Below are 18,843 nucleotides of genomic sequence, written 5' to 3'. Positions count from 1 at the left end.
TAAAGATGGATTTAATAGGGATGTAAGACTTGTCTTATTCTCATCGACTTATTATAAAAATATTTCAAGAAAACCAAAAAACAGGCTGATAACTTAAGATGTTCAGGAAGGATAACAAAATTTATTAGCGAAATATGAATTTAAGATTTTTCTTTAAAACACCAATTAAGTAGGTGATAAAATTGTATCATATTTTAATAATTGAAGATGATCATGGGGTGGCTCTTGGTTTGAAAATAGGTTTTGAGCGTGAAAACTGGCAAGTAACCTGTGCTTATACTGGCAAAGAAGGGTTAGAAAAGTTTAAAAAAGTGGAGCCGGATTTAATTATTCTTGATATTGGGCTGCCTGATATATCAGGTTTTGAGGTTTGTGGTAAGATTTGTATGGAATCAAATGTTCCCATAATTTTTTTAACAGCCAGAGATGAAGAAATTGATACAATATTAGGTTTAGAGTTAGGAGCTGATGATTATGTAACTAAACCTGTAAGTATTAGACAGCTTTGTTCCAGAGTGAAAGCAGTATTACGAAGGGTTTATGGTGATTTTATAGGTTTTTCCGATAAATCCAACAAATTGAAATTTAATGGTTTAGAGATTGATTTGTTAAAGCGAACGGTGAAACGAAAGAACCAGACTATCAAATTGACGGGCAAAGAATTTGAACTTTTAGTCACTATGGCTAAATTGCCGGGGAGGGTGTTTACACGGGAAATGCTCCTTGATCGGGTTTGGGGGTTTAATAATTATGAAGATGACAGAGTTCTTAATGTGAGTATTTACCGCTTAAGAGAAAAAATAGAGTTGGATCCTTCCAATCCTCAGTATATCATTACTGTTAGAGGTGTTGGTTATAAGTTCAATGATGAAATAAAATAAAGGAGATTCTAAAGGGGTGAAAAAGAGTTATTTGGAGTTGCGAACAAAATTGAGTTTAAGTTATATTATTTTAATAGTAGTGATTTTTGTTGTTTTAGGTATTTCAATTTACTTGCCTATGACTAATTATCTTTATAATATTTTTGTTAATGTAATTTATGAAAGTGATTCTATTAACGGTAAAATTGCCCGAATTAATAGGACAATTAAAAATCATCCTGAGATTCCGCCGGAGAAAATTCTGGAGATTGCCAATGAATTGGATATTATTCAGTTTCAAATAGAAAAAATCGACAATATTCAAAAGGGTAAAAACATTAATCCCGAATATCAACAATTGCAAAATTTTGAGCAAAACTATTCCACTGAAAATATAGCTCCCAAAGAACTTTTGAAAAATGTTCAACCAGATTCTCTAAGTACTATTTTAATTGGAGCTGATTATTTGTTTGCTAAAGCCCGAAAGGAAATTTTTATAATGCTGGTTAAAATTTCAGTACCCATTATCTTTCTGGGGATATTACTGGGCCTTTATATAAGCAAATACCTGACGGCTTCGATTAGTGAAATGGTTGTGGGAGCCAGAAAGATAGCAGAAGGGGATTTGAATTTTCGGCTTTCTAATAAAAGGAAAGATGAATTGGGCCAATTGGCTGATCAATTTAATCGGATGGCTGAACATTTACAGAAATTGTTTGAAGTAATTAAAAACGAGCGGGATCATTTGAAAGATTTTATTGCAAATATTTCCCATGAATTAAAAAACCCATTGACTGCTTTAATGTCTTTTAATGAGTTGTTGCTGATGGATTCTGAGAAATTAGCAGAAGAACACAGGGAGTTATTAATGGAGAGCCAGTTTCAAATTGAACGGATGAAATGGCTGATTCAAAATTTATTAAACCTTTCTAAACTAGATGCTGGTTTTATTCAAATGAATTTTAAAAGAGCGAATATAGTTGAAACTGTTCAGAAAGGTATTAATGCTTTAAAAGTTGAGCAATTTAAAAAAGATGTTGGCCTAGAATTGGAAGTTGAATTTGAAGAATTGTTGGTCTGGCATGATGTGGAATGGATGATCCAGGTTATAACTAATCTTATTCACAACAGTTTTAAATTCACTCCGACCGGTGGTTTGATTAAGGTTAAAATTTTTAAAGACGGGGAACAGGTTGTAATTGAGGTGGCAGATAATGGCTGTGGAATGACTGAAGAAGAGCTTCAACATGTTTTTGACCGTTTTTATTGCAGTGATCACAAATTTGATAGTACTTCCGGAAGTGGTTTGGGTTTGGCCATTGTTAAGAGTATTATTAATTTGCACGATGGTGAAATTGATATTCAAAGCTGCCAGGGAAGGGGAACTGTAGTTCAGATTAAGTTAAATTGCAAAAATTAGCTTTTTGCAGTATAACTATTGGGAGGGTATCTGAATAGATACTCTTTTTTTATATTACAAAATTGTTATATTGATGTTTTTTAGATGAAATTTTAGAGAGATATAATCAAACTAAAATAAAATTGAGGAGGGAGAAGAGATGGTTTTAGAAGTCAGGGATTTGCATAAAGTGTATGGAAGGGGAGCTAATGAGGTTGCTGCATTAAGGGGAGTTGATCTGGAAATTGAAGAAGGTGAATTTGTAGCTATAGTTGGCAGCAGTGGTTCGGGCAAATCAACACTGCTTAATATTATTGGAGGTTTAGATTCAGCTACTTCAGGGGAAGTCTATTTAAATGGAATAGAAATAACCGGCTGTTCTGATGAAGAATTAGTGATGCTGCGGAGAAAACAAATCGGTTTTGTTTTTCAATTTTTTAACTTATTACCACAACTGACGGCTTATGAAAATGTAGCTTTGCCTTTAGAAATAGACCAACAGAAGGATATTCACGAAAGAGTCGTTGAAGTTTTAAAATTAGTAGGTCTGGAGGATCGTATGGAACATTATCCTGATCAATTAAGCGGCGGGCAAAAGCAGCGGGTAGCAATCGCCAGAGCTTTGGTGACAAAGCCAAATATTGTTCTGGCTGATGAACCTACAGGTAATCTTGATTCCAGAACATCAAAAGAGATTTTAAAACTTTTTTATGAAACATCCAGAAAACATAATCAAACTATTTTAATGATTACCCATGACTTAAGTGTTGCGAAATTTGCAGATCGTATCATTACTTTAAAAGATGGTAAAATTCTTGAAGGGGTTGATGGAAATGAAACTTTATAATAAGTTGGCCCTCAGGAATATTAAATATTATCGTATGCGCAGTATTCTTTTTTTGATAGGCGTCATTTTAAGCAGTTTTTTTGTTTTTATGATTTTGGGAATAGGTTATAGTTATAATCTTTATCAGACAGAACAAATAGAGTTGGAATATGGTGCCTCTGATGCGGATGTCAATTTAAACTCCCTTTATGATTCTGTTCCTATTCTTGCTGAACTTAACAGGACAGAAGGAATTAAAACAGTGAGCACAGGCTTTTTACCAATGGGAATTGAAGGTTGTGAAGGTGGATTTTATTTGAATAAAAAAACTTTTGTTGCCTATAGTGGAATGGATTTTTCTAATAACTTAAGTCAGCGATTGATGCCCCTTTTAGGAGGCCGTTATCCTCAAGCAGATGGAGAGTTTGCCCTGGAAAACTGGGTTGCTCATATGCTGGGTTTAAAGATAGGTGATAAGTATATCTTAAAATTTGAAGACAAATCAAAAACTTTTACTCTGGTTGGTTTGCTGCAAACTCGACGAAGTTCCACTGGCGGAAGGGGTTGGGCGGTTTTAAAAAAAGATGTGCTGCAGAAGATATATGGTGTAGATGATAAAGTCAACATTATTTCGATAGAGTTTACTAAAGATTTTAATATTGATTACTTAAAAAGGCGTCTTGGTTATATTTTTAATCAAAAGGGTGATGTAAGATATAATGAGATCAAATGGCAGGTTTTGAAAAAACAGAAGCCGGATTTTTCAGGTTTTTTTGCTGTGGGAGCTATTCTCCTTTTTGCAGCTGGACTATTTATTTCAAATATTTTCTTAATCTCTGTTTATCAGCGTTCAAAACAGTTGGCCACACTGCGAAGTTTAGGTGGAGATTCTAAATTATTGAAGAAAATTTTGCTGTATGAAGGTTTATATACCGGAATGGCTGGAACAATTATAGGAATTCTTTTGGGGGTTATATTTGTCAATTGGTTGGGTGGTTTTATTAAAATAGGGTTTGGTGATGTTTTTTCCAGGATAGTTATACCATGGTATTTTTATCTAATTACTTTTTTAATTGGGTTAATATTTACAGTATTGGTGACAATTGTTCCAATCCGTCGGGCTTTGTCTGTCAGGGTTATGGAGGTGTTGCGGAATATTCCTGTAACAGGCAATTCAAAAGAAGCAAAGAAAATTCAAAAAAGGGCATGGATTTTAAGTATAATGGGAATAGGGTTTTTAATTCCTTTTGCTGTAAAAGGTGGAGATGTGCCTTTGTTGAATCTGCTGGGAGGAGTGGGTTTAATTGCTTTTCTTGGAGGAATAATAATGTGGACTCCTAAGTTGTTTGACTGGATTACTCCTTTAGTTCAAAAAATTACGCAGAAATTTAAAAATGCAGCTGCTAAAATTGCCGTTAAAAATGTAAAAGACAATATTCAAAGGACGGTTTTGACTACAGCGACATTAGTAATTGGAATTGCTTTAATAATAAGTTTTGTCATGATTATGGAATCCCGCCAACAAAAATTGGAACAGGATCTGGCAAAAAAATTTCCCACCTCAATGATTCTTGTCAGCGACCCTGAGCCTTTTGAACCTGTATTTGCAAATGAATTGCGGAGTCTGGAAGGAATAAAAGAATCTACTGCCGCTTTTATTAAAAGAGTCTATTTGAAGGATTTTGATTTTAGTAAAGCTGATACTAACTGGATTAAACCTTTGCAGAGATTAAACAGATTAGCTGGAAATCGAGAAAATGTTCTGGAAAGGGTTATAATTGTCGGAATTGAAGCAGATAGGTTTAAAGATATTATTAAACCCGAGATAACCACTCAATTAATTCCGCTGGCTAATTTAAAAAAAGATCAGGTTTATGCTTCAGCTTTAGCGGCTAAGAATTTGGGCCTTTCTTTGGGAGATAGAGTGAAAATTCAAATTGGAGAAAGGATCGTAGAAATGCAAATAGTTGGTATTATGCAAGTTGGGGATATTGATCAGGGCTCTAATGATTTTTATATGAAGGCAGAACATTTTAAAGAATTATTTTCTCAACAAGGTCCAAATATCATATATATCAATAGTGATAATGAAGAATCAATTGAGCAATTGGAAAATACTTTACAGAAAAAAATAAGGCCCATTCCGGATGCCAGATTGAAATCTTACTATAGTCAGTGGAAGGAAAATAAGATGAAGCTAAAACAACTTTATATGTATTATATGGGATTTGTAGGGGTTGTTATTTTGATTAGCCTTATGAGTATTTCCACAACTATGGTGACAAATATTTTTGAACGTATAAAGGAATTAGGTATTTTAAAATCTATTGGTATGAACGATAAAAGCATTCGCTGGATGGTAATTTTTGAAAGTATATATATGTCTCTGGTTAGCTGTCTCGCCGGAGTTATAGCCGGGTTGATCATTGGAGTTGTTATATTAAAGGCCTTAAAGACAGATTTTATTTACGTGCCATATTTGGCAATTGCTTTTACTTTTGTCGGCGCTATATTGGTTGGGATTGGAGCAAGTGCTGCTCCAACGTACTATACAGGAAAATTATCGGTTGTGGAAGCTTTGCGTTATGAGTAATTTTTTATAAAAAAACAATAAGGGATGACTCCTCTATTTTGGTAAATAATTAGTGGACGAAATACACAGAGGGGAGCATCCCTATTATTAATTTCTAGAAAAATAAAGAAGATAAATAAATTTTTTAAAAAAATTATTGACAAAACAAGGTTAATAGTGTAAAATATTATTGTAAACATGTCCTGAGACTATATTATGACTCTTTTTTACTCCTAAAAAATGGTGTAGTAAGTTGTATAGGAATGTTTTTATTTTTTAAATTTAACATTAATTTTTTCTGATTTTTAGAATAATACTAATTTTAATATAGAGATAAAATCAGTATTGTTTGATTATTGAAGATTAAATAATATAGTTATGAGGGCAAATTGCTAGGTGATTTATAATTTTTACATTTTTTATTAAAATGGTAAAACTCATTATTTGTTTTTATCTTAAAGGGAAAGAGTAAAGTATTTTTAAGTTAAGCTGTCTTTTTAATTTTCTTGTAAGATCAACTTGGGTAAAGGTTTTTCAAAGGATAATATGATTTATGTCGAATATAGCTCTAATAGTAATTCAATGTGGCTTTACTCCTTTTATTGACTGCTAATATATTCGACAAGATAGGGATAAAGTTTTTTTGTTTTATAAAAGAAATAAATGAAAAGGTGAGTAGAAGTGAAAAACAGGGAAATGAAAATTTTAAAAAGGTTTTTTGGGAAATTTGTAAAACCTTTTTTGAAGCATCAACATTAGTTAATACAGGCCGCCATATAACAAGGCATTTTTGAGCCATTGGCCTTACGGCACATAGTCCTTTGTCATGCTATTTGCAATAATATGGAAAATAATGACAGCTACTGGCAAACAGTACGCCAATTCCTATCGGGAACGGGTTACGTCGGAAATGCCTGCACTGTTATACACAATCCTTTTTTAATTTTTAATGAATCATATAATATTAGAGAGGGTGATAAAGTGAAATTAATATTTTTGATAATTCTATTAGTTTTACAGTGGTTTATAATTAAAAAAATTAGTATGTTAATTTCCACAAAGTTAAATATTGAAGATTTCAAGAAAAAAGTCTTACTAGTTCCAATAAATATACTTATTACAATTATTTTAATTAAACTTATAGGTTTATCTTTTACTGAGGCAGGTTTAATATTAGGTAATGTTTACAAAGGACTTAAATCAATATTTGTATTTGGACTTCCTTTAGCTTTAATAAGTGGTGGTTTAGTATTTACTATACCTTCAGACGATCTTAAAGAAATTACATATGGTGAGGGAGATATTAAATGGCAATTTATTTATGTTTGGATTTTTGTTGGACCTGTAGAAGAACTACTTTATAGAGGATTTGTACAAGGAGCATTAAATACAATTGTAAATGGCCATTTGTTTATTTTTAGCTATGCTACGATTATAGCTAGTGTTATATTTGTATTTGTTCATATCTTAAATGTTTTATATGGAAATGAGACATGGAAAGCTTTTTTAAGTATGGTTCCTACAAGATTCATAGCTGCCTTAGTATTAGGATATAGTTTTCAAATTTCAAAGAGTTTAATTTATCCTATTATAATACACAATTTAATAGATGGAATAAATTTGAGTATTTTATATTATAGAAAACAAAATAGTTATGTGGATTGGGTATAACAGGGTTCTTTCACTACGGCCTAACGGCCTGTCTTTGGATATGCCCTCTGTCACAAAGCTTGTAATGAGAAATATAAGTGTGACGGATGGCAATCTTTGCGCCAGGTCTAATGGCACGGACACGTCGGAAACACCTAGAACATTATACGACATATGATACCTGATGGGGGTTATTAAATGAGAGTTAATTATTCATACATAGAAGAATTCTTTAAAATATTGAGTGGTCAAGCTGCTATTAAAGACATTCAGCATAATACTGCGTTTAAGATAATTTCTGCTCATGCAAATAAGTTCGAGAATGATTTTAGTCTACATAAGTTAGAGAAAGTAATCAATAAAAAGAGTGAAGAAATATTTGGTTTTAAGGATTTTTTCAAAAACAGAGGTGCGATACTTAATCTTATTAATTTAATGAAAGAGAAAGAAGGGGAATGGTTAAAAGAAGTTCAAGAGAGTATTAGATGTTTGTTTCCCAAAACAGAGTTTAAAGATATAACTATTTATCCTGTGATTGGCTATGATATCGGGATTGGAATAAACAAGGCTGTTTGTATTAACGTGAATACTGAAATATTCCTAAATAACTTTAAAGAATTAATTTCTACAACTATTCATGAAACAGCTCATGTTATGTATGAAAAATATCACGGGCCAATAAGAGGGCTTAACGAGATTGACTCATTTCATAGTATGAAGGAATTTTTAGATTACTACATACATTATGAAGGAACTGGAATTTTTGCTGCTAAAAAATTTAGGATAAAGAATAGACTTCTCAATAGTGGTACCCCAATACAAGAAGACTATCTTTTATTGAGTAATAAGGATATGACATTTAAGTTACTTAATGAATATAGATCTTTAGTTGATGATTTAAAACATAATAAAGTACATAGTATTTATGAGTTTTTAGAAAGAGGATTTGGAAGATCAAGACTTACACATCGACTAGGTTTTGCTATATTTGATGCAATTAATAGGAAATATGGCATAGAGGAAGTACAAAAAGCGATAGTATTACCGAGTGAAAAGTTTATGAAAAAGTATTTAAGCATTCTTGAGCAGGAAAAGGCCTGAGTTTTGTCCTACGTCGTATAACAGGTTGTTTCCGTAATGGACTACCCTACGGGATATGTTCTCTGTCACAAAACTTGTTAAGAGGTTATGTTAGTATGAATGGCGCAAGTCTTGTGCCAGGCTTTCGGCCCGAGCATGCCAGAAATGCCTGCAGCGTTATGCGACAGTCTTTCTAACAGGGTAGGGGTAGTGTCAAAAGATCTATGAAAAAATAAAAATGAGTCAATTTAAGGTAAGATAAGCGATTAATCGACGCTATCGCTTTTGACAAACACCATCCAAATGGTGTTTAGAAGTTGTCGAGGGCGAAAAGGCATGACAAATCAGATCACCCTCGTAATTTTAGTTTACCATTTAGCTGGTTTGGTTTGTCAAGGGTACGCTTCGCCGATAACTGGTTTTAGTGTTTTTTGCCTCAGGCTCTGCTAAACAGATATAAAGGGGTTATGTTACCTGTTGCTGTAAATTAAATTCTTGAGCCATTTTAATTAATTTAGACCATCTAGCAGGCATATAAGGTAAGTCATTTAATTCAGGAATTACAACAAAAGGGGGGTGGCAAGTTTTAAATAAAAAAATAGTAATATCATGGGATTATGGTTAAAAACTTAAAAAACTTTTTACAATACGTAATTAAATTAAGGGGGGTATTAATGATAAAACGTAAGAAGTATTCAGGCTGTTGACAAAGTTAGAGGGTCAACAGCCTTTTTTATGTTTGCCCAGCATGTTTGCTGAGCCGATGGGCAGAAAGAAGCCCTGTCGCCTAACCAGCGGGAAGACAACCCGTAAGCAAGGCTGTCACTGATAACAGTGGGGTCTGAAGGAAGCTGAAGGGGGGAACCTGGAACATAGCGAAAGCGAATCAGGGTTGGCTTTTCAGGTAGGTAACTTTGCATAATGTGGGAAAGTCCGAAAGTTGGATAACCTTAGAAGTTAGGACGGATGGATTCAAGTTCAGGCAGGTAGGCTTAACCGGGAAAGCCCACTATCATCCTTATTATTATCATTCTCAAAAGATTAATTTTTTCACAAGCCTTTTAGAAAGTCAGTGTAGAGGGCAAGGATAATGAAATAATCGAATGTTAAGTCTTTAAGATGCAACTTTAGGTGGATATTATATATTTCAAGAAAGTGGTTATTAATCTTAAGTCAACATAAAAAATATATCTTTTATAAAGGAAATTTATTTATTTATGTCGAATTTATCCTATGAATAATTTTACTACAAAAAAGTTAATTTTTCGTTTTAGAAGAAATTTTTCAAACCATCTAAAATTTGATTTTAGTTGAAATAAGCCACATTAATCAATAAGTTTTCCTGTTCCATGATTAGCATATAACTTTTTGTGATAGGGTCTATTTCTTTTTTAATCTCACTAAATGGTTAACCGAAAAATTTCTATGGTGCTCAAAGTTAGTTTTTTGCAGTTTAATCATTTAAGAGGATATTGAGTAGTGGTTGGCAGATCATAACTTATGAATTCCTCCATTCTGGGTGTAGTGAGTTATGGTTTTGGTCAACTGCTCTACTACTTCAGGGGGAGGGATTTCCGGGCTGACCCCCTAATATTGGAGATAATGTAATGAAAGATTTAACTTTCACAGAATTACTCTTTAATACTTCATAAAATTTAGATGGAGGCATATTTTCTATACTGCCCTGTTTTCTTCTTTCATTATAATACTTCATATAATTACTTATAATGTAATATACTTCCGTAAAACTATTAAACTCATTACGACTATAACATTCTTCTTCAAGTATTGAATGGAATGATTTTATATGAGCATTCATATTTGGTGTTTTTACAGGAATTCTTTGATGTTCTATGCCTAATATCTTACATATGTTTTCAAATTCATTAGAAATAAACTGTGGACCGTTATCTGTTCTTATTTTTGGCATCTTCATCCTTTTAACTAACTGTCTCTTTCTCAGAGAGTTCTTAAGAAATCTACAGACATCTTTAGCAGTACACGGTAGTCCTAAATGATAATCGATTACCGAACGACCAAAAACATCTATCAGTGATAACTGAAAAATTGATCAGTACAATATATCTCTGGGAAAAGATTTAGTTGAACCTTTTTTACGATTGGCTTTAATACAGGTATATGTGGTATTTTTAGAAATTTCATGGTGCCGAGCAACCAAAGCAACATTACCTACTAATCTACTCTACATTCATCAAGAATTTGTTGTTTAAATTCATCAGAATATTTTTACGTTTCATTATTGATAATCCCCTTTAAGTTAATTATATCACTTAAACACAGTTCCTCCAAATTCATTAGGGGGCTATATAGGCGGGGGCGGGTGTGTCGGAAATACTCGGAACGTTATCTGCTATGCTAAGAAATATTTCAAATTAAAAATTAAATGAAGAGGTAAAAATAATGGCTAAATGTGCGTTATGTGGGAAAGAAGCAAGATTATTAAAAAGCCATGTAATTCCTAAGTTCGTTTTTGATTCAATAAAGAAAGGTTCGCCTACGGGATTTTTACGTCTACCCAAAATTAATCCGAATGCAAGATAACAAGACGGACGCAAGTTAGATCTTTTGTGCAAAGATTGTGAAGAAACTTTTTCAAAAGTTGAACGTGCTTTTGCATTAAATATTTTTTACCCTTATCAAAATGATACATTAGGGAATCAAGATTTCCAATATGGTGAATGGCTATATCCATTTATTGTTTCGGTAAATTGGCGCATTTTATATCTTGATTTAGCTGAATTTCGTAAATCTCAAAGTTTGAATGAAACATCATTAAAGATTTTGTCAGATGCAGAAGAAAGTATGCGTAATTTTCTTTTAGGAAATATCCAAAATGTTCTTCCGATTGAAAACCATCTGTTCTTATTTCCTGAAATTAGCATTGCTAGTCCGGAAATAGCAAAACAAAATCCAAATGTCTTCTTTCGAACCAGTGCTTATGGATATATTTTGATAAATACAGGTTTTAATTCATTTTATGTATATTCCAATTTAGCTGGAATACTTTTGGTTACAATTATTAAAAAAGCTCAAGGCGAAGTATGGAACAATACCATTGTTGATCCGTCTGGTGGCATTATTAAAATTCCACGAAATGTACGTAGTCCTTTGATTAATGATGTTCTAGAATATTGTAAAGAACAAAAAAATTGGCCCCAAATATCAGACCAACAGAAACAAAAGATAATCGACAAGATAAAAGAGAATATTAATAAATTTGAAAATAGTAGGTTCTATAAATTCTTTATGGCAGATGAAAATCTAAAAAAAAGTAGCCGGTAATATTTGGCTTATTGAAAGTTAGCTGTAGAAGTACGACAGATAACAAGGGCGATATTTTGTTGGCTACATTTTTGGCTTTCGGGACATGCTTTTCTACTTTGTAGTATAGCTGCACATTTGTTATCCTAACTATATTTAAGAAAGAGATTGGGTGGAGTGGGTTCTATATAGCCCCCTAATGAATTTAGAGAAATAGTGTTTAAGTGATATAATGATTTTACTGCAAAAAGCTAATTTTTTGCTTCAAAAAAATTTTTCGAACTATCTAAAGTTCGACTGAAATCTCACTAAAATGGTTTAACGAAAAATTTCTATGTTGTTCAAAATTAGCTTTTTGCACTTTAATCAATTATATTTATAATATATCTTAAAAAAGGGGGGTAGTAAGTTTTAAATAAAAAATTAGCTATATCAAGGAGTTATGGTTAAAAATGCAAAAAAATTGACAATATCTAAATTAAAAAGGGGGAGAGAATATGCAAACAAATCATAAAAGCTATGATATAAATAAGAGTGCGGAGAGAATAGATGAAATTTTAGCTGAAAGTAATAATAGTTTTGAGGAATTAGATTATATTCCAGACAGAAGTAAATTGACATATACTAATGGATTTTATGTGAAGGTTGGTGCAATTTTTGTAGATATTAGACAATCTTCTGAATTAACTGGTGAACATCGGAGACCTAAACTTGCCAAGCTATATCGAAGTTATATATCAGAAACAGTTGCAATACTAAATAGTTATTATGATTGTAAAGAAATTAATATTGTTGGTGATTGTGTATCTGGTATATTTGAAGCACAATATAAGTATCAAATTGAAAATATGTACTTTGCAGCAGCAGAAATCAATTCTTTAATAAAAATTTTAAACTATAAATATAGAAAATCTGATATTGTAGAGATAAAAGTGGGAATTGGTCTGGCTTATGGTAGAGCACTGATGATCAAAGCTGGTTATTCAGGTAGTGGAATTAATGAAGTTGTTTGGATGGGGGATGTTGTTAATAGGGCATCTAATTTATGTAATCTTGCTAATAAAGATTCGACAGCTCCTATATTAATAGATGAGAATGTTTATATTAATCTTCCTGAAAAAGATCAAGATTTTTTTACTTATAATTATTTTGGTAAATATTATGAAGGTAACGTGATTAATATAAAAATGCAAGAGTGGTATGAAGAAAATTGCACATAATTTTTTGATTATCAAAAGTAAAATTTATATTATATTCTAGTAAGTTCGGTTGATTTTAGTTTAACCTATTATATAAATATCGTTATAGTTTTGTTCAAAAATTCCAAAATAATTAAAATCAGAAAAAATAATAATGAATATTTAATATTTTTAATTCCTGCGTTATAATTTTTGAATTTTATAGTACATATTATAGAATTTATATAAGTTTGGGAATCTATGTCTTTAAGTAAATCTTCTTCCGATAGTTGATTGATTTCTTGTCTAAAATCTTGAAAATTTTTAGTTGAAATGCTTCCAAAAAATAAATTAGAATTTGTAACAAAATCTTCATCTTCAAATATATTAATATTTGCAGTTAAAGCATTTAGTAATTTTATAGTTCCCTTAGATAGAAAGAAGATAAAGAAGATTAGAGATAAAAAAGAAAATATAGAAAGAGTTCCCTGTATATATTCTAACTTTAATTCGGATAACGCTTTTAATATTTTGGTGAAAATATTACTAATTAAATTGCTTGTAAATAAAATTCCAGCAAAAACACCTATAAATGCTAATATAAAAGATGTTTTAGTATCACAATTTGAAATCCAATTATTTACTCTATCTAGATTTCTATATGAATCATCTTTATTCATTTCAAAAACCTCCTTTATAGTAATTTTTGGTAGAATAATTATTTTTTGGGAATCCATTCAATTTTATAGCCAAGGATTTCTGCTATTTCTGATGTTTTTTTATATTTTGAAGTTTTCTGAGATAGTTTATTGTGTAAGTTTTGGACAGAATGATTACGTTCGTTTTTTATTTAGTGCTTTTACAAGATCAGTAATAGTCTAACCAGATTTAACAATTAGGTGCTCGAATAGCATTTTTGATTGACATTATATGACCTCCTTCCTTTAATATTATACAATATAGTTTACTATCAGGTCAATTTTAGTAAAAAAGTCTAAAAAATTTCTTGACAAATACACACTATATAGTTTATATTCAAATTATGAAGTGAGCAGAACAAGTGTTTTGCTAAATTTATAAGGGGCATTTCTGTAATGAAATAAAATAAGGTTTGTAAAAAAAAAGTACTTCCTGATATAATACGAGGTGTCGGCTTACAGACGACCCTTAAATATCAAAGGAGGTACTCAATATAAATGATACCCAAAATTACAAAATTAATCAAGTAACAGAAAATACTTTAATTATCAGTGTGGACATTGCCAAATACAAACATGTGGCAAGAGCACAAGATTTTCGTGGTATTCAATTTAATAAGCCGTTAATGTTTGACAATACCAGAAAGGGCTTTAATCGCTTAATTCAGTGGATTCGTACCCTTATGGTTGAGTATGATAAACAAGAAGTAATTTGTGGGTTTGAACCAACAGGTCATTACTATGTAGTCCCCTAATGAATTTGGAGAAATAGTGTTTAAGTAATATAATGGTTAAACTGCAAAAAGCTAATTTTGAGCGACATAGAAATTTTTCGCCAAATCATCTTAGTGAGATTTCCGATGAAATAAAGCCTCATCACAGGAGGTGATGAGCTAATCAAGGGCCAGGAGGGCCCTTTGAGTCAGGAAGCCTTATTTCGGCGGAAATCGAGCTTTAGATGATTTGAAAAATTTCTCAAGAAGCGAAAAATTAGCTTTTTGCAGTTTAATTTAAATTAAGGGGTTTATACTGCTAAAGATGCTTGTATTAAAGGGATGAACATGCCAAAAGCAAGAACAGAACCATTGCTAAATGAATAGAGTTTAATGCCTACCAGTTACATAAGAGGGTAGGTGTTTTTTTTATTTCTATAACAAAGAGAACCTTATAAAAAGTATAAATTTGCTCCTGGTTTGCACTAAATTTCTTACAAAAATGAATCAATTCGATTCAAAAATGAATCTATAGTATTGACAAGGACTTTTCTCATTCTCTATTGCTTCAATGGGCGGAAAAAATAAATCACGATACATTTTTGAATCAATTTTGATTTATAAAATTCAATCCTGTAATTTTTTCAACCTGGAATAAAATCATAAATAAATCATAAAATAGCCTAAATAAACTTAGAAATTTCAAAGTGGTGAGCAATACTTACCTTTTATGAAAAGCTGGCACGTAATTTGCATGTTTAAATTGTTTAGAAATTGCATATATTTTGAGGGGGGTCATGGTAATGAAAAAAGGATGTAAATACGGTACACATCGAGTTATTGAGCCAAAAGGAACTTTGCCACAACCGGCATGGAAGATTGATAACACAATGGAGATTTATGATAATGAGATTTTAATCGACGTAAAGACTTTAAATATCGATTCAGCCAGCTTTACCCAGATTAAAGAGGAAGCCGGGGGTGATATAGAAAAGATTAAAGCCAGAATACTGGAAATCGTTGAAGAAAGAGGAAAGCACCATAATCCCGTTACCGGTTCTGGTGGAATGTTGGTGGGTGAGGTAAAAGAAATTGGCCCCGCTTTGCAGGGTAAAATTGATCTAAAGGTGGGCGATAAAATTGCCACTCTGGTCTCTTTATCTCTGACTCCGTTGAAGATTTATGAGATTTTAGAAGTCAAACCTGAGATCGATCAGGTTCATATAAAAGGAGAAGCTATTTTATTTGAAAGCGGTATTTATGCCAAACTACCGGAAGATATGAGTGAGACCCTGGCTCTGGCAGTTTTAGATGTGGCTGGTGCTCCTGCCCAGACCTGTAAATTGGTCAAGCCTGGTAATACGGTATTGATTATTGGTGCAGGTGGAAAATCGGGTCTACTTTGTCTCCATCAGGCAAAAAAGATGGCCGGTGTAACCGGTAAAGTGATTGCTCTGGAATATAGTGATGAAGGTTGTGAACGGATCCGGAAATTAAATCTGGCTGATGAGATTATTCAGGCAGATGCTACAAATGCGGTGGAAGTATTGGAGAAAGTTTCAGCTGTAACCGATGGCAAGATGGCTGATATAACTATCAATTGTGTAAATATTCCTAAAACTGAGATGGCTTCTATTCTTGCTACCAGAGATGAAGGGTTGATTTATTTCTTCAGTATGGCGACCAGTTTTACCGCTGCTGCCCTGGGGGCTGAAGGTGTTGGTAAAGATGTAACCATGATAATCGGTAATGGATATACGAAAAATCATGCTGAGATTGCTCTAGAGACCCTTCGGGAAAATCCGGCCTTGCGGGAGGTATTTACACAACTTTATGTGTAGAGAAATTGAGGTGAGAATAAGTGAATATTCTTGAGAATATTCTCCGGAGGGGGCTTAAGACTATTGCTATTGTTGGGATGGCAAAAAATGTAGGGAAGACAGTGACTTTGACCCATTTGATTCAGAGAGCAGAAAGGGAAGGAATTAGATTGGGCTTAACCTCCATCGGCCGGGATGGGGAACGGTTGGATGCATTATCGGCAGCAGATAAACCGCAGATTCAGGTGACAGTGGGAACTCTTTTTGCTACAGCCCAGCGTGCCCTTGAAAAAACCAATCTCAGGGCACAGGTATTGGCTGATACCGGGATTAAAACTGTTCTTGGTGGGGTCTATATTTATGAAGCAATGGAGGATGGCTTTGTTGAACTTGTTGGTCCCCGCAGCCATTCTCAAATTAAAAAGGTCATTGAACTGATGTTTAAAGAAGTGGATCTGATATTGGTTGATGGTGCTATAAACCGTTCCAGTTCTGCTGCTCCTTCTATCACAGATGGTGTGATTCTTGCTACAGGAGCTGTAATCGGGCCAGATATCCGGACTGTGGTAGAAAAGACAGTCTATCAGGTTGGTTGTTTTTGCCTGCCTGCGGTGGAAGATGAGAGAATGGCAAAGATTTGCTGGGATGTAATTGAAAAATATAATGGTGGTGTCATTTCAAATAATTATGAAGTTAAGCCAATTGAGATGGTCACTGCCCTTATGGGGATAGAAAAAATTGTCGATGCCATTAATGAGGATACCCAGGCACTGGTTTTAGGAGGAGCTTTAACGGAAGGGTTTTTGACATCTCTGGAAAAAGAGGTAGGAGAAGTATATAATTTGAAGATTATTGTCCGGGACGGAACCCGAATCTTTTTAAAACCCCGCACGTTTAATCGTTTTTTGAGCCGAGGTGGTATAGTTCAGGTGCTTAAACCGATCCAGTTGGTAGCGGTGACGGTAAATAGTACAACACCCCAGGGGGGTCAGCTCGATCCGGATGAATTATGTACATCTCTGGCTCGACAGTTGAAGAATATCCCCATTCTGGATCTGGTGTTGGGTAAAAGTATTCTCATCGGGAGGCCTGATTGATGTTTTTCATTCTTGATACGGCGGATCGTCTGGGTTTTACAGAGGTTTTTTCAAAAATCAATCCCTGTTCTCCGCAGGGCCAGAGGGTAAAAAGATCCATCCAACCCTTTCTCCCGGGTGATGAAGAAAAATTTGATCAAATGACGAGACGGTTAACCTTCTGGCTTGAGTTGGGAGAAAGGACAGACCTTGTGAAAAAGATACGCCCCCTTCTGGCTGAGTTAAAAAATATTCATGGGATTCTGGAACGGTTGGCTAAAGGTGAGAGTTTAAATGAAGGGGAATGTTTTGAGATTAAAGCAAACCTGGTGATTACCCGGAAGATTTGGAAAAAATTAAAATCGATTGTAAAAATGAAACTTTACAATCGTGATATGTTACTAGAGCCGATTTTAAAAATTGATCCATTGGACCGGCTTTGGGAACTGTTAAACCCGGGTGGTATTGAGACAGAGAGGTTTTATCTACGGGATGAATATGACAGGGAACTGGCCCGGGTTCGCAGGGAAAAAAATGAACTTCAACAGAGGGTTCGCCGGCTGAAAAGAGAAATGTTGGCGGAATTGGAGAGTAGGTTAGGAAGAACGATTCCTGCTTCGGGAGAAGTGATGGTCAGTAAGGGAGATACAGAACTTTTAGAATATTTAAATTCCCGCAGCGATCTGAGGTTGGAAAGAGAAAGCTTTAGTACCTGTTTTTATAAGTGGATTCCAGGGCCAGCAGTCCAGAAACTCGAAAATGAGCTCGAACAGTTAAACATAGAAGAAGAGCAAATTTCCAAACGTGTATTAGCTGAATTAAGCCAGAAGATCAGAAATTATGTTGATTGCCTGCAGAAAAATCAACAGAGACTGGGCGAACTGGACTGGATGCTGGCAAAGGTAGAGTATGCCTTGAAACATCAATGTGTACCACCTGTACGGATCGATGAAAATATGATCCAGATCCTGAGAGGTCGTCATCTACTGGTCGAAGCAGAGGTTAAAGAACGTGGGGATGAATACACTCCCATTGATTTAACATTAAAAAGAGGAGTTACAGTGATTACCGGTCCCAATATGGGAGGAAAAACTCTCAATTTACGAATGGTTGGTCTTTTGACCGCTATGGCCCAGTATGGACTCTATGTTCCGGCAGAAGAGATGCGGTTTAGTTTGAGGGAATTTATTTATTTTTCAGTGGATGATGATCAGACCAAAGGGGATTTGAGTACCTTTGGACAGGAAATTGTGGGTTTAAATCAGGCTTTGCCTTTAAAAGATAGGCCGGGTCTTTATCTAATCGATGAGCTGGCCCGGGGAACTAATCCGGAAGAAGGAGGAGCTTTAGGTAAAGCGATTATCAAATATTTACTTGATTCTCCTGCCATTACTATTCTGACTACCCATTTTGCAATATTGACCAATGTTCAGGGGGTGCGGCATTTAAAGGTTAAAGGCTTAGATCGGGAGAAATATAAGTTATTACTGAAAAAATATCAAATGGAGGGAAAAGTATCATTGGATATTATCAATCAACTTATGGATTATCATCTTATAGAAGCTGAGGCCAATAATGAAATAGCCCGGGACGCAATCCGGGTTGCAGCTTTGCTTGGATTGCCTGAGCAAATTATTAAAGATGCACTCAAAGAGTTAGATGGAAAAGTTTAAGAAAAGGGGTGTGTGA

Annotated in this window: 13 protein-coding genes and 1 pseudogene; 12 read left to right on the top strand and 2 right to left on the bottom strand. The window is 33.7% G+C overall.

Translation table 11 applies throughout. The annotated features are described in order from the left end of the window. Positions 1-182 precede the first annotated feature (182 nt). From BBF96_RS12245 to BBF96_RS12220, 6 genes are all read left to right on the top strand, one after another. Positions 183-881: a response regulator transcription factor gene (locus BBF96_RS12245; protein ID WP_127017426.1), complete on the top strand. Its 699-nt coding sequence runs from the start codon at positions 183-185 to the stop codon at positions 879-881. Positions 882-897: 16 nt separating this feature from the next. Further along, positions 898-2,280, top strand: a complete 1,383-nt coding sequence (locus BBF96_RS12240) for a sensor histidine kinase (RefSeq protein ID WP_127017425.1) — start codon at positions 898-900, stop codon at positions 2,278-2,280. Positions 2,281-2,419: 139 nt separating this feature from the next. Next, positions 2,420-3,106, top strand: coding sequence for an ABC transporter ATP-binding protein (locus tag BBF96_RS12235; RefSeq protein WP_127017424.1), 687 nt, complete (start codon positions 2,420-2,422; stop codon positions 3,104-3,106). Then, positions 3,093-5,678, top strand: coding sequence for an ABC transporter permease (locus BBF96_RS12230; RefSeq protein WP_164731046.1), 2,586 nt, complete (start codon positions 3,093-3,095; stop codon positions 5,676-5,678). Before BBF96_RS12235 ends, BBF96_RS12230 begins: the two co-directional genes overlap by 14 nt. 960 nt (positions 5,679-6,638) lie before the next feature. Further along, positions 6,639-7,328, top strand: a complete 690-nt coding sequence (locus BBF96_RS12225) for a CPBP family intramembrane glutamic endopeptidase (protein ID WP_164731045.1) — start codon at positions 6,639-6,641, stop codon at positions 7,326-7,328. A gap of 177 nt (positions 7,329-7,505) precedes the next feature. Then, the gene (locus tag BBF96_RS12220; protein WP_127017421.1) at positions 7,506-8,408 is read left to right on the top strand and encodes a hypothetical protein; all 903 of its coding nucleotides are present in this window, start codon (positions 7,506-7,508) and stop codon (positions 8,406-8,408) included. 1,537 nt (positions 8,409-9,945) lie between these two features. On the opposite strand, the pseudogene BBF96_RS12210 reads toward BBF96_RS12220, so the two are convergent. Then, positions 9,946-10,452, bottom strand: a pseudogene (locus BBF96_RS12210) (transposase); the annotation flags it as partial. A 356-nt stretch (positions 10,453-10,808) separates the two neighbouring features. Here BBF96_RS12210 and BBF96_RS16470 point away from each other — a divergent pair. The 3 genes from BBF96_RS16470 to BBF96_RS12200 all read left to right on the top strand — a co-directional run bounded on the left by BBF96_RS16470 (position 10,809) and on the right by BBF96_RS12200 (position 12,889). Further along, the gene (locus BBF96_RS16470; protein ID WP_164731044.1) at positions 10,809-10,949 is read left to right on the top strand and encodes a hypothetical protein; all 141 of its coding nucleotides are present in this window, start codon (positions 10,809-10,811) and stop codon (positions 10,947-10,949) included. 24 nt (positions 10,950-10,973) lie between these two features. Then, positions 10,974-11,690: a hypothetical protein gene (locus BBF96_RS12205; RefSeq protein ID WP_127017419.1), complete on the top strand. Its 717-nt coding sequence runs from the start codon at positions 10,974-10,976 to the stop codon at positions 11,688-11,690. A gap of 476 nt (positions 11,691-12,166) precedes the next feature. Further along, the gene (locus BBF96_RS12200) at positions 12,167-12,889 is read left to right on the top strand and encodes an adenylate/guanylate cyclase domain-containing protein (protein WP_127017418.1); all 723 of its coding nucleotides are present in this window, start codon (positions 12,167-12,169) and stop codon (positions 12,887-12,889) included. A gap of 68 nt (positions 12,890-12,957) precedes the next feature. Here the strand turns inward: BBF96_RS12200 and BBF96_RS12195 are convergent, their stop codons facing one another. Further along, positions 12,958-13,527 carry a Pycsar system effector family protein gene (locus tag BBF96_RS12195; RefSeq protein WP_127017417.1) on the bottom strand — a complete coding sequence of 190 codons (570 nt, stop codon included), beginning with the start codon at positions 13,525-13,527 and terminating at the stop codon, positions 12,958-12,960. Positions 13,528-15,061: 1,534 nt separating this feature from the next. Between BBF96_RS12195 and kdd the strand changes: the two genes are divergently transcribed. Genes kdd through kamC form a run of 3 tightly spaced genes read left to right on the top strand, consistent with a single transcriptional unit; the run spans position 15,062 to position 18,827 of the window. Beyond that, positions 15,062-16,099 carry an L-erythro-3,5-diaminohexanoate dehydrogenase gene (gene kdd / locus BBF96_RS12180; protein ID WP_127017415.1) on the top strand — a complete coding sequence of 346 codons (1,038 nt, stop codon included), beginning with the start codon at positions 15,062-15,064 and terminating at the stop codon, positions 16,097-16,099. 20 nt (positions 16,100-16,119) lie between these two features. Next, on the top strand, positions 16,120-17,175 hold the full coding sequence (gene kamB, locus BBF96_RS12175; RefSeq protein ID WP_127017414.1) for a lysine 5,6-aminomutase reactivase subunit KamB: 1,056 nt from the start codon (positions 16,120-16,122) through the stop codon (positions 17,173-17,175). Continuing rightward, entirely contained in the window at positions 17,175-18,827 is a 1,653-nt protein-coding gene (kamC, locus tag BBF96_RS12170) for a lysine 5,6-aminomutase reactivase ATPase KamC (protein ID WP_127017413.1), read from the top strand. The genes kamB and kamC overlap by 1 nt, the downstream gene beginning before the upstream one ends. The last annotated feature ends 16 nt before the right edge of the window (positions 18,828-18,843 follow it).

The organism is Anoxybacter fermentans (genome assembly GCF_003991135.1).
GTDB classification, from domain to species: domain Bacteria; phylum Bacillota; class Halanaerobiia; order DY22613; family DY22613; genus Anoxybacter; species Anoxybacter fermentans.
Note: the sequence above shows the minus strand (reverse complement) of the source record. Positions and strands in the feature narration are given on the sequence as shown.